The following is a 12,977-nucleotide window of genomic DNA, read 5'->3' on the forward strand; positions in this document are numbered from 1 at the left end:
TGCTTGGTTAAAAACCATACATTAAACAGTGAGAGGAGTAAAACAAGTCCCAAAATCAATGGGGTCAGAGCATTTGATATTTTCAATTTTTCAAATGCTCTGACCCCATTGATTTACTCTAATTGCGACTAGGCGGTTTTTTAGTGGTATTCAGCTGATTAGTTATGAGCAACTCGTCTGAGTGTAGTAAAACTATGTATATGCAGTGATTTAGGAAAACATTATGCGTTTATTCACATTTGCTATTAGTTTTAGTTTGATGGTTGTTATTCAGGCTCAAGCATTCGCCAAAAATGACTCCATACTGGGTATGCAGTCTATTATTGACACTCAGTATCTCAAGCTTGAATCCAAAGTACTAAAGCGTGATTTTCACTTATTGGTTAAGTTACCTGCTAGTTATCAAGACTGTACTAATTGCCAATATCCAGTGGTGTACCTATTAGATGGTGGTGCGGTATATCCGATGTTGGCGGGTTATTATAATTACTTACGCCATGAAGACGTGGTGCCTGAGGTGATTCTGGTGGGGATTTCTTATGGTAGCAATGATTTTGAAACAGGTAATTTTCGCAGTACTGACTACACTGCGCCAAGCAGTGAACGCAGTTACTGGGGTGGTGCGAGTCAATTCCAACAGGCCTTAATCAAGGATATCTTACCCACCATCGAAGAAAAATACCCTGTTGATCCTCAAAAACGAATTATTTTTGGGCAGTCGCTAGCCGGACAATTTGTGTTATATAACGCGTTAACTCAGCCAGAGTTATTTTATGGGCATATTTCTAGCAATCCTGCTCTGCATCGAAATTTAGAGTTTTTTCTTAAACCTAACAATAGCATTCACAAGACTAAATTGTTTGTTGCTAAAGGCAGCTTAGATGACGCGAGATTTAGACTCCCGTCTGATAAATGGGTGAAACATTGGTCCAATGCAAACACCGCCCCTTTCACACTTGAAACAAAAATGCTCGATGGCTATGGGCATTTTTCGGTGATTACCGAATCTTTTAGACATGGATTAGATTGGTTGTTAGTTAAAAATGCCAAGGACCTTAAAGATAGCGATTCACCTTAAAACTTTATTTGTTTTTATTGCCATTTTTTGTCAACGAACATAGTGGCAATAAAAAAGCCAACAAGCCTGGGATCAACACAGTTGCCAACATCCCATATAAATCTAAATCGTTCATATGTGATGCTTCGTCAAAGATTAACAATACCCCAAACAAGGTCAGCATAATTACAACGACTAAAAGCCCACGCTTCTTATCTCGATTCTTAGCAGAATAGGCAACTAAACCAATGATAATCAGTAATACAGCAATAATTAAACTACCAAGCCCTACCCATAAAATAACAAAATCAGAAGCAACGGCTTGCATAGGCACTAGAGATAATAAAATAATGGTTATTACGTAGTTTAATCTAGGCAAATTATTTCCTCCTTCAATTAAGTGCTATTGATAAATCAACAAACGCTAAGATTCCAAGTATTTTTTCATTGGTTGCCAATATCTATCGTGCCAACCTTGAGTCAAGTGCTCCTCATGTTCTGGCGGAAAACCGCTGTGGTCAAAACAGATTTTTGTTTCGTCTTGACTAATTTCTATAACCTCGAATTTTACAATTGAATAAATACCTTCATCCCAATTAGCCACTCGCCAAGCTTGCACTAATCGTAAATTTAATACCGCTTCAATTGTTATTCCTGAAATCATCCCACCGAAAATTGAAAACTTGTCGCCAGACTGTGGTTTTATCTCAGCTGGCATTCCCGATAATTCAGAAAATTTTGAGGCGTTAGTAAGGCTTTCGTAAACACTTTCAATACTACTTTTAATGGTTATATCTTGATGAATTGACATGGTGAAATCCGTTATTGTTGGTTTAGCACATCAATGGGGTCAGAGCATTTGAAAAGTTAAATATCAAATGCTCTGACCCCATTGATATTACATAAATAAAATATTCGAGTATTTCATCAAACAAATGGGAAATTTGAAAACAACTTGGTACCAACGGCGCCTATTGCTATGCGAAATTGAGTTGCTGGTTTAACAAAGGAGTGAAACTTATGCCTATTATTGAGGAGTAAAAAAACCGTTTTTAATGGTTAATCTTAATTTTTCTAATATTGCAGGCTCAATATTTTTATTGGCGGCAAGATAGCCTGAGAGTTCTAATTCGGGGATGGCTAGGGTATAATTTGCTGATGTTATTGGCAGGTCATATTGCATTAGCATACTTTCGATAAGCTCTGGCGATTCAACAATAAAATCAACTTTTTTATTCAGTAACAGTCGCCAAGAACAACCTATGTCTGAGCAGACAATCAGCTGATTTCCTTCTTCTAAACCGTAATTTAGTGCCCATTTATGAGCTATATCGTTGCGTTGCACTGCTAGAACAAAATTTGAAACTTGTTTGAGCTGAGTGATCTTCATTGCAGTTTGGTTGGTGTTTAATGCAACCAAGCCAAATTTATACTCCACTACTGGTAATAACCAGTGAAACAATTCATCACGTTCTGCAGTGTTAGCAATAGAATATATTAAGGTATTTGGTTCAGTTATGGCTTTGTGATAAGCCCTCGCCCAAGGGTACAAATTGAACGAAGCTGACACTTTAGAAGCTGATAAAATACTTTTTACCACAGTGGTCGCAGAGCCAGACACTTCATTGTTTATTAATGTTTGGTAGGGAGGTGACAATTCAGTCACAACTTGTAGTTGCGGGCTATCTGCAAAACATTTTATGGAAAGTACCGACACCAATAACAAACAATTACGAATAAAACCCGCTCCTAAAAAATTTTGCATTGTTGAAATAAATTCGAAAGATATTTTGTTCAATCATAATCAAAAACGAAAGACTCGACAATTAATTTCGGGGTAAAAACTTACTCTAAATCTAATGGCTCTGGTGATAAAATAACACCTGTAGTATCGGCATATAAATGGTCTTCAGGTAAAAATGTTACGCCACCAAAATTAACCGCTACATCTATTTCACCTGTTTCTTGATCATCGGCACTCACAGGAATTGAAGCAATAGCATGAATACCAATATTGATGTCTTCTAAATCATCGACTTCACGCACGCTGCCATAACATACAATGCCTTCCCAGCCGTTATCAAAAGCTAACTGCGCGGCACTAGCATCAATTAATGCTCTGCGCATTGAACCGCCTCCATCAATTAACAATATTTTACCTACGCCAGGTTGATCTAATGCTTTTAACACCAGTCCTTTGTCTTCGAAACACTTAACAGTAGTAATCTCTCCACCGTAGGAAGTGCGGCCTCCAAAACTTACAAACATGGGTTCAACCACGTCAACACTGTCGGCAAAAACATCACAAAGAGTAGAAGTATTGTAATCCATGTTTGTTCCAAAATTAGGCTAGACAACATGAGTATACTGCTAGTAGTGAGCAAATCCAGCCTTAAACAAATTTTGCCCTATAGTCTTATACCAATCCATCCTAACAATTGATCACTCAGCGAGATTCAATAGCCTCCCCTCAATCCAAACTCACCTTGCAGGTACAAGGTTCGATTCGCCACCAAACCTATTTATGTGGTTTGGTATTTTTGGTTATTTCATATTGCTTAAAATAAGCCATTCAGTGCTGAGCACTTCTTTGTTTTTGTCTTTGGGAATGAGTATGATTACCGACTAAAAATTATCGAGGTTAATGTGATGGTGAACAACGCAAAAATGAGAGTACTTGGTTTGTCTTTATTAGTTGTTTTCATGTTGACAGCTTGTGGTCAAAAACGCGCTTTATATTTGCCCGAAAAGCCTACCACTAACACCACAGTCTCAAAACCCACTACTGAATCTGTTACTCAAGGTAAAAATTAATATGGACTACTTCGCTTACAAAAACCAACAATTATTTGCTGAAAACGTAGCCCTTGAAACCGTAGCCCATACTTACGGCACACCCTGTTACGTCTATTCCAAAGCCACCATTGAGCGGCATTGGCATGCGTTTGATACAGCTGTGGGTAACCAGCCTCATTTAATTTGTTATGCCGTAAAAGCCAATTCAAATTTGGCCGTTTTAAATGTCATGGCTAAACTAGGTTCGGGATTTGACATTGTATCAGGTGGAGAACTTAGCCGAGTTCTCAAAGCAGGTGGCGATCCTCGTAAAGTTGTATTTTCAGGCGTTGGTAAAACTCACGAAGAAATTGCATTTGCCTTACAACAAGACATTAAGTGTTTTAATGTCGAATCACGTAGTGAATTAGCGCGGATAAACCAAGTCGCCGAACAACTTGGTAAAAAAGCACCTATATCTATTCGAGTGAACCCAGATGTAGATGCTAAGACCCATCCTTACATTTCCACTGGCCTTAAAGACAACAAATTTGGAGTAGAGCGCCAACAGGCGGTCGAAATATACACTTACGCCCAAAGCTTACCCTTTTTAAATGTAATTGGCATTGATTGCCATATTGGCTCTCAACTGACTGATTTAGCGCCTTTTATTGATGCCTTAGACATTTTGTTAGCCTTAATAGATGAATTAGCTGAACAACAAATCTTCATTCAACACCTTGATGTTGGAGGTGGGTTAGGTGTGACCTACGACAACGAAAAAGCACCGCTTCCGTCTGAATATGCACAAGCCATAGCCGAACGTTTAAAAGGGAGGGAAGAGTTATTAGTTATCTTTGAACCCGGTCGCGCCATTATGGCCAATGCTGGAGTTTTAGTGACTAAAGTTGAGCTTATCAAACAAGGTGCTGAGAAAAATTTTGCCATAGTTGATGCCGCCATGAATGATTTATTGCGCCCCGCTCTTTATTCTGCTTGGCAAAATATTATCCCTGTAGACGCTGAACTCGAAAGACCAAAAGCCATCTATGATGTTGTTGGGCCTATTTGCGAAACCGGTGATTTTATTGGTAAAGAACGTGAATTGCGTATTGCACCCAACGATTATCTGGCCGTGCGCAGTGCGGGAGCTTACGGCTTTGTTATGGCGTCAAACTATAATAGTCGCTGCAGAGCTGCTGAAGTACTAATTGACGGAGATAAAATGCATCTGGTCAGAGAGCGCGAGAAAATAGAGCAACTATTTGAAAGTGAGCACATACCAACATAATTAATTCTTAATGCTTTTAGGCATTTATTACGACATTATTACGATTATTTGGCCTGTATCTGTTTAAAGACATAGTCAGTCTTTCGCTGAAATGATATAACTATTTTTATAATATCAATTACGCATTTTAAAACCTGCGTGTTGACAAAATTTTAGCTAAGTAGTCGCAATGCAAATTCAGTTTTCAAAGATGCATGGTCTGGGAAATGATTTTGTTGTTATAGATAACGTAACGCAAAATGTGTTTTTTTCTAAAGAGAAAATTCAACAACTCTCAGACAGAAATTTTGGTATAGGTTTCGATCAACTATTAATGGTTGAGCCGCCTTATGATCCTGACCAAGATTTTCATTACAGAATATTTAACGCAGATGGTTCTGAGGTTTCGCAGTGTGGTAATGGAGCACGCTGCTTTGCTCGCTTTGTTAAGATGAAAGGCCTAACCAATCGAAACAAAATTGTGGTGAGTACAAAGTCGGGGCGCATGGCACTTTATCTTGAAAAAGATGGCCAAGTGACTGTTAATATGGGTGTCCCCGAGTTCGAACCCAATTTAGTGCCAATCAAAGCGAACAAGCGCGAAAAGATTTACATATTAAGAGCAGAAGAACAAACCTTTTTCTGTGGTGCCGTGTCTATGGGCAATCCACATTGTGTATTGTTGGTCGATGATGTGCAAAACGCAGATGTGGCCACTATGGGCCCTTTACTTGAAAAACACGAACGTTTTAGTGAAGGCGCAAACGTAGGCTTTATGCAAATTATTAATCATAGCCATATTAAGCTACGGGTTTTTGAACGAGGCGCAGGTGAAACACTAGCCTGTGGCAGTGGCGCCTGCGCCGCGGTGGCAGTAGGTCAATTACAAAATAGATTGAGTAAAGAAGTAAGAGTAGATTTGCCTGGTGGCAGCTTAAAAATACGTTGGCAAGGTCAGGATAGTGCATTACGAATGACAGGTGCTGCAGAACATATTTTTGATGGATACATAAACCTATGAGTAAAGAGTCGCAAGGATAAAATGGATACAACGACTGCATATAAAGCTGATAATCTATTAGACGCCGAACAGGTAGCCACTTATCTACTTGAAAACCCTGATTTTTTTACTCAGTACCCCAATGTAATTGACAAAATCAGTATACCTCATTCCCATAAAGGCAGTGTCTCTTTGGTTGAGCTACAAAGTGAGCAATTACGTAAAAAGGTAAGAAGCCTTAACCATAAACTTAATCAACTTATTTCAATCGCCAAACAAAACGAAGCTATCTATCGCGTTTATGCGGATTTAAATTTACGGATACTTAAGGCTTCTAATCTTGATGAACTCACCTTTATTTTAGAAGAAGTCATCCAAGAAAATCTACAATTAGCGTCTGTCACCTTAAAGCCTTTTAAAGGCGCACATGCTCTACCCGAAATCCAACGGCGGCTTTTTGTCGAAAAACGCTTTAAAACTCATAAATTTTTCTTTGGACGCTTAAGCGATCATGAACGCAAACTGTTATTTGCAGACGAGGAAGCCAACTCTGTAGCACTATTGCTTATTGGGGATATGGGTGAGCTTGGTATGTTAGCCATAGGCAGTAAAGATCCTGGACATTTTAACCCTGAGATGGATACTTTGCTGATCACTCAGTTACAACAGTTTTTAGGTATATTGCTACCTAAAATGCTGACTTATTAGCCAGTAAAGTGTTAAAACCAAGCTTATATACTTGGTTAGAAAAATACCTTGATTACTTGAGGTATGAAAAAAACCTAGCTAATACTTCAATCGAAAATTATCAGCGCCAGTTGATGGCTGCCTTTGAGAAACTAGAAATTGATAATTGGAGTAATCTCAGTCCTTCAAAAGTGCGTGATATTCTCAACCAGGCACGAAAAAGCAATCTTAGCCCACGTTCAATAGCATTACGTTTATCTTCAATTCGCGGATTTTGTGTCTTCTTAGTTCAACAAGGGCAACTTACTCAAAATCCAGCGGCAGCCATACAAGGACCTAAACAAGCCAAAACTCTTCCAAAACAATTAAATGTCGACGAAATGCAACAATTACTCGACATCAAAGAAGATGAACTACTCGCGATACGCGACAAAGCTATGATGGAACTAATGTATGCTTGTGGGCTACGATTATCAGAATTAGCAAATCTTAATATCAAAAGCCTTCAAGCAGACGGGCAACTAAGAGTCTTGGGTAAAGGCAACAAAGAGCGGTTATTGCCCATTGGTAAAATGGCCAGTGAAGCCCTTAGAGCTTGGCTTAAAATAAGGCCAGAACTGGCAAGTAAAGACGAGCCAGCACTATTTGTTAGTATGCGCAAAAGTAGAATCGGAACCCGGCAAATAGCTAAGCGTATGAAATCATGGGCCACCCGCCAAAGTCTGGAGCAATCTGTTAATCCTCACAAACTTCGACACAGTTTCGCTACGCATATTCTAGAATCAAGTTCAGATCTCAGGGGGGTTCAAGAGCTACTTGGACACGCGAATTTATCGACAACACAAATATATACTCATTTGAATTTTCAACATTTAGCCCAAGTATATGATTCAGCACACCCTAGAGCTAAAAAACAAAAGTAACTATTTGCAATAAAAAGAATATATAGTCCTATATGATTTATTTTAAAAAACTCAATAAAATTCAAGCTATTAGCTTCGATTTAGATGACACCCTATATGAAAACACCAGCGTGATCATTAAGGCAGAACGCTCTTTAACTGAATTAATGCACCACCAATACCCAGCTACCAAACGGCTAGACAAAAATTTTTGGCGCAAGCAACAAAAAGTCATAATTTTGGAAAATCCATTGCTAAAAAATGACATGGGCGAGTTACGTAGACGATCACTTGAATCAGGCTTTATACAACTAGGATTGTCGGGTACCGAGCTACATGCTGCAACTACACAGTGTTTCGAGCATTTTTATTTTCAGAGAAGTAACTTCAAACTAAACAGAAACATATATTCTTTACTAAAAGCTCTCTCGACTAAGCTACCACTTGTGGCGATTACCAATGGCAATGTTGACCTAAAGCAAATTGGATTACAGTCCTATTTTAGTGCTAGTTTTAAATCGAGTGTGAGGATGCCCATGAAACCTCACAAAGCCATGTTTGATGCAGCCCAAGCCTATCTCGATATGCCCCATAAAAATATCTTACACGTTGGAGATAATCTACCAAAAGATATTTTAGGTGCCCTTAAAGCCGGCTTTCAAACGGCTTGGTACGCTGAAGATAGAGCCATGAATATACGCCATGAAACCGCCCAAGTATTACCTCATGTCCAACTAAGTAACTTATCTCAGTTGTTAGAGATCATTTAAAATATCACTTAGATCAGTGTATTTAAATACAGTGTTACTGATATACTGGCGCTCTATTTTTCTTATGTATTTTTTTGTGTAATGGACGTATCTCGACTTCTCGATCAGTTAAACGACAATCAACGTGACGCAGTGGCAGCGCCTGCATCTGACATGCTTATTTTGGCCGGTGCTGGCAGTGGTAAAACCCGAGTATTGGTGCATCGCATTGCATGGTTAATGGAAGTAGAGGGTATCGCCCCTTACGGCATTTTGGCGGTGACTTTTACCAATAAAGCCGCCAAAGAAATGCGAGGTCGCATTGAACAATTACAGGGCAGCGCCCTGAACAATATGTGGATTGGTACTTTTCATGGTATCGCCCATCGTTTGCTGCGTACTCACCATGCTGAGGTGAACCTCCCAGAAAATTTCACTATTTTAGACTCGGATGATCAGTACCGATTAATTAGACGGGTACTAAAAAGCCTTAATCTTGACGAAAAACACTGGGCGCCAAAGCATGTACAGTGGTACATCAATGGCAACAAAGACGAGGGATTACGTCCACAACACATCGAAACTTACGGCGATGCAACCCAACAAAAAATGCGTGAAATTTACCAAACCTACCAACAAACTTGTGATCGGGCAGGTTTAGTCGATTTTGCCGAATTATTGCTCAGAGCCCATGAGCTTTGGTTAAACAACCCAAGCGTGCTACAGCACTACCAAAAACGTTTTCGAGCAATACTGGTAGACGAATTTCAAGACACCAATAACATTCAATATGCATGGTTACGGCTACTTGCTGCTCCTAGCAACAACATGATTATTGTGGGCGACGATGATCAATCTATTTACGGTTGGCGTGGTGCCAACGTCGAAAATATTCAACATTTCTTGCGAGATTTTAAAGGCGCAAAAACCATCCGCTTAGAGCAAAACTACCGTTCTACAGGCAATATATTAAAAGCGGCAAATGCCGTAATCGATAATAACCAAGGACGTCTAGGTAAAGAGTTATGGACCGAAGGTAGCCCCGGCGAACTTATTTCTTTGTATGCAGGCTTTAATGACTTAGATGAAGCCCGTTTTAATATTTCACAAATAAAGCAATGGCGAGATAACGGCAACGCCTTATCTGACTGCGCAATTTTATATCGCAATAATGCCCAATCACGGGTGCTTGAAGAAGCATTACTGCAAGAGTCCATTGCCTATCGAATCTATGGTGGTTTACGATTCTTCGAGCGCCAGGAAATTCGTGATGCTTTAGGTTACTTGCGTCTGATAAATCAAACCATTGATGACGCGGCATTCGAGCGTATCGTCAACACTCCCACCCGTGGACTAGGGGATAAAACCTTAGGGCAAATTCGCGACCTTGCTCGAGATGCAGAGTTGTCGATGTGGGATGCTAGTATGCGCATATTGGCAGAAAATCGTTTAACAGGCCGCGCCTCTAATGCACTTACCGCCTTTACTAAACTTATCTCTCAACTTACCCAAGACATAACAGAGCTGCCATTAGATCAACAAGCCGATCACGTGATTAAACACTCCGGACTTTTTGCCATGTATAAGGCAGAGAAGGGCGAAAAGGCTCAGGCAAGAATTGAAAACTTAGAAGAACTAGTCACCGCTTGTAAACAATTTGTGGTGCCTGAAGAAGCAGATAATATGACGCCTATGTCGGCGTTTTTAGCTCACGCATCTCTAGAAGCTGGCGATAACCAAGCTGATAGCCATCAAGATGCAGTACAAATGATGACTATCCACACCGCGAAAGGCTTAGAGTTTCCTTTGGTATTTTTAACTGGCGTAGAAGAAGGCATGTTCCCAAGTCAGATGAGTAACGAAGAGCCGGGTAAAATCGAAGAAGAGCGGCGCCTTTGTTATGTTGGCATGACCCGAGCCATGGAAAAGTTGTATATCACTTACGCCGAGAATAGAAGGGTTTACGGTCAAGAGAAATATCACACCCCCTCAAGGTTTATAAAGGAAATTCCAACTGAATGTATCGAAGAAGTACGATTACGCACCACAATATCTCGCCCTGTTCAAAATCGTTTTACCCCAGTTACAGGACACACCGCGTTTGAGTCAACCGGTTTTCAACTTGGTGAACGCGTATCTCACCCTAAGTTTGCAGAAGGCACAGTATTAAACTATGAAGGTAGCGGTGAACATGCCAGAGTCCAAATTAACTTCGATGAATTTGGCAGTAAATGGTTGGTTTTATCTTTTGCAAAATTATCAAAAATCTAATTTCCCAGAGCTAGATAAAATTTTGTGTGATAGATTAAATTTTTACCTCTAGAACTTATACCTATCCATGCAACGCAAAGTGCTAATAATTGACTACGATAAGAGCAGTATGGATCTGATGCGCCGTCTTATTACTAAGGCCAAGTTACGTCCAATTTGTACCACAAGCTTAGTAGAAGCCAAGCATGTTTTTTCAAGCTCAGCACCAGAAGAGTATCTCTGTGCTGTAGTAGATTTTGACTTACCCGATGCGAAAAACGGTGAAGCCATCGACTTTGCCATAGCCTCTTTTTTACCCACTATTGTGGTCACCGCCAAGGATGACGAATCAACCAGAACTACTATTCTTGAAAAAAGGGTAGTGGACTATATCCCCAAAGAGAATACTCAGGTTTATGACTATCTCACCCGTCTATTACATAGATTAGGTAAAAATAAAAAAATTGGTGTGTTGGTGGTAGATAACGTCAGAGTTAGCAGGCAAACCATGACCGCGCTGCTCAGACGTCAAAACTTTATCACCTTTGAAGCCATGGACACTAAGCAAAGTATTGATATCTTACGTAGTCATTCAAATATAAGATTGGTCATAGTGGATGAAAATATATCTGGTATCACGGGTATTCAACTGGTTTCTGAACTGCGTAAAACCTATGGAAAAGAAGATCTAGCAATCATTGGTATACCATCAAACGCTACTAGCGGTTTGTCAGCACGATTTATTAAAAGTGGGGCTAACGACTATTTACATCGCCCCTACTGCCACGAAGAGTTTTTCTGCCGTATTATGCAGAATGTCGAACGCTTAGAAAATATTGAAACCATAAGGCGCGTCGCCAATTCAGATTATTTAACGGGTCTACCAAATAGGCGGCATTTTTTCACCTGTGTCACTGCGGTTCAAAAAGTCACACCTAAATCACAGAGTTTAGCGATCATTGATATCGACCATTTCAAGAATATTAACGATACCTATGGTCATGATTGTGGTGATTACACTTTAAAAGAGCTGGCAAAATTGGTTGCAGAGTTTTTTGAAGATCACATAGCTGCACGTTTTGGTGGTGAAGAATTTTGTGTGTACTTTTCAAATATGGTCGCGGCAGAAGTCATGCACATCATGGAAGACTTTCGCCAAGCAATTGGCAATAAGGTCCTGACCTTTGAAAAACAAAGTATCTCGTGCACTGTTAGCATAGGGCTTACCCACAAAAGTAAGGGCGGCATTAACGCTATGATTCGTCTGGCAGACGAACATTTGTATAGCGCCAAAAATTCAGGTAGAAATCAAGTGGTTACAGATTAGTCCTACAGTAAAAACACTTATTCTTGAATAATTGACTTAGACTTTCTATACACTCTAACCGAATCATACACATAAATAAGTAGCCCACACCACACACACGCAAATGTAACTACTCGCATTATATCTAGCGGCTCTTCGTAATGCAGTACCGCCAATAGAAACATCAGGCTCGGCCCAATATATTGGAAAAAACCTAAGGTAGTAAAACGAATACGCCTAGCTGCAGCCGTAAAGCATAATAGAGGAGCGGTAGTCACTACACCTGCCAGAAATAAGGTGATATTTAGTTCGATTCCATTTACCAACATATTACCGCTAGATGTATCCATTACCCACCAATACAACAGTGCAAAAGGCAACATAATACAACTTTCAATTAATAATCCTGGCATAGACTCGACTGTTACTTTTTTACGCAATAAACCATATACGCTGAAGGTTACGGCTAAAACTAAAGCAACCCATGGTATTTGAGCATAAGAAAAAATCAGTAACGACACGCCGACTAACGCCACAAAAACAGCGAGTAACTGCAGCCTTGATAGGCGTTCTTGTAAAAACAACCGCGCTAACAATACGTTAAACAGAGGATTGATAAAATATCCCAAACTAGCATCGAGCAACTTATTGTTATTCACTGCCCAGATAAATACCAGCCAGTTTACTGCCAGCAACAAGCCGCTTACAGCTAGGGTCTTAAGTACTTTTGGATCGCCGATTGCAGTACGCACTTGGCTAAATTTTTTACGGGCAAGCAGCAATATACACAACACCAAGACTGACCACACAATGCGGTGCATCACAATTTCCAAGGCAGGTACTTGAGTCAATAACTTAAAATAAGTGGGGGCAATACCCCACATTGTATAAGCAGCTACGGCAAAAATAACCCCAGCTTTTACAGATTTATCGCTCAATTAGTTGACCTAGTTTAACTTGCATTTAATATTGCGCAGGAGT

Annotated in this window: 14 protein-coding genes; 9 read left to right on the forward strand and 5 right to left on the reverse strand. The window is 39.9% G+C overall.

Going from position 1 to position 12,977, the window contains the following annotated elements:
- Positions 1-223: 223 nt before the first annotated feature.
- Positions 224-1,078: an alpha/beta hydrolase-fold protein gene (locus Q0688_RS24525; protein WP_299083535.1), complete on the forward strand. Its 855-nt coding sequence runs from the start codon at positions 224-226 to the stop codon at positions 1,076-1,078.
- A 4-nt stretch (positions 1,079-1,082) separates the two neighbouring features.
- Here the strand turns inward: Q0688_RS24525 and Q0688_RS24530 are convergent, their stop codons facing one another.
- The 4 genes from Q0688_RS24530 to rraA all read right to left on the reverse strand — a co-directional run bounded on the left by Q0688_RS24530 (position 1,083) and on the right by rraA (position 3,388).
- Positions 1,083-1,436, reverse strand: a complete 354-nt coding sequence (locus Q0688_RS24530) for a hypothetical protein (RefSeq protein WP_299083538.1) — start codon at positions 1,434-1,436, stop codon at positions 1,083-1,085.
- Positions 1,437-1,481: 45 nt separating this feature from the next.
- Complete coding sequence (locus Q0688_RS24535) at positions 1,482-1,868, reverse strand: SRPBCC domain-containing protein (protein WP_299083541.1); 387 nt, start codon at positions 1,866-1,868, stop codon at positions 1,482-1,484.
- A gap of 216 nt (positions 1,869-2,084) precedes the next feature.
- Complete coding sequence (locus Q0688_RS24540) at positions 2,085-2,822, reverse strand: transporter substrate-binding domain-containing protein (RefSeq protein ID WP_299083544.1); 738 nt, start codon at positions 2,820-2,822, stop codon at positions 2,085-2,087.
- Positions 2,823-2,902: 80 nt separating this feature from the next.
- Positions 2,903-3,388 (reverse strand): ribonuclease E activity regulator RraA, encoded by a 486-nt coding sequence (gene rraA / locus Q0688_RS24545; protein ID WP_299083547.1) that lies wholly within the window; start codon positions 3,386-3,388, stop codon positions 2,903-2,905.
- Between the two features lie 336 nt (positions 3,389-3,724).
- Here rraA and Q0688_RS27710 point away from each other — a divergent pair, with 336 nt between their 5' ends.
- The 8 genes from Q0688_RS27710 to Q0688_RS24580 all read left to right on the forward strand — a co-directional run bounded on the left by Q0688_RS27710 (position 3,725) and on the right by Q0688_RS24580 (position 12,017).
- Entirely contained in the window at positions 3,725-3,871 is a 147-nt protein-coding gene (locus tag Q0688_RS27710) for a lipoprotein (protein WP_367179835.1), read from the forward strand.
- A gap of 1 nt (position 3,872) precedes the next feature.
- On the forward strand, positions 3,873-5,123 hold the full coding sequence (lysA, locus tag Q0688_RS24550; RefSeq protein ID WP_299083550.1) for a diaminopimelate decarboxylase: 1,251 nt from the start codon (positions 3,873-3,875) through the stop codon (positions 5,121-5,123).
- A 169-nt stretch (positions 5,124-5,292) separates the two neighbouring features.
- A complete protein-coding gene (gene dapF / locus Q0688_RS24555; protein WP_299083593.1) occupies positions 5,293-6,123 on the forward strand; it encodes a diaminopimelate epimerase in 831 nt (276 codons plus the stop codon).
- Between the two features lie 21 nt (positions 6,124-6,144).
- On the forward strand, positions 6,145-6,810 hold the full coding sequence (locus Q0688_RS24560; RefSeq protein ID WP_299083596.1) for a DUF484 family protein: 666 nt from the start codon (positions 6,145-6,147) through the stop codon (positions 6,808-6,810).
- A gap of 8 nt (positions 6,811-6,818) precedes the next feature.
- Entirely contained in the window at positions 6,819-7,712 is an 894-nt protein-coding gene (gene xerC, locus Q0688_RS24565) for a tyrosine recombinase XerC (protein ID WP_299083599.1), read from the forward strand.
- Between the two features lie 32 nt (positions 7,713-7,744).
- Entirely contained in the window at positions 7,745-8,461 is a 717-nt protein-coding gene (locus Q0688_RS24570; protein ID WP_299083602.1) for an HAD-IA family hydrolase, read from the forward strand.
- Positions 8,462-8,542: 81 nt separating this feature from the next.
- On the forward strand, positions 8,543-10,711 hold the full coding sequence (uvrD, locus tag Q0688_RS24575; protein ID WP_299083604.1) for a DNA helicase II: 2,169 nt from the start codon (positions 8,543-8,545) through the stop codon (positions 10,709-10,711).
- Positions 10,712-10,778: 67 nt separating this feature from the next.
- Positions 10,779-12,017 (forward strand): diguanylate cyclase, encoded by a 1,239-nt coding sequence (locus Q0688_RS24580; RefSeq protein ID WP_299083607.1) that lies wholly within the window; start codon positions 10,779-10,781, stop codon positions 12,015-12,017.
- 17 nt (positions 12,018-12,034) lie between these two features.
- Here the strand turns inward: Q0688_RS24580 and rarD are convergent, their stop codons facing one another.
- Entirely contained in the window at positions 12,035-12,934 is a 900-nt protein-coding gene (rarD, locus tag Q0688_RS24585) for an EamA family transporter RarD (RefSeq protein ID WP_299083610.1), read from the reverse strand.
- Between the last annotated feature and the right edge of the window lie 43 nt (positions 12,935-12,977).

The organism is uncultured Paraglaciecola sp. (assembly GCF_937123705.1).
Lineage (GTDB): Bacteria > Pseudomonadota > Gammaproteobacteria > Enterobacterales > Alteromonadaceae > Paraglaciecola.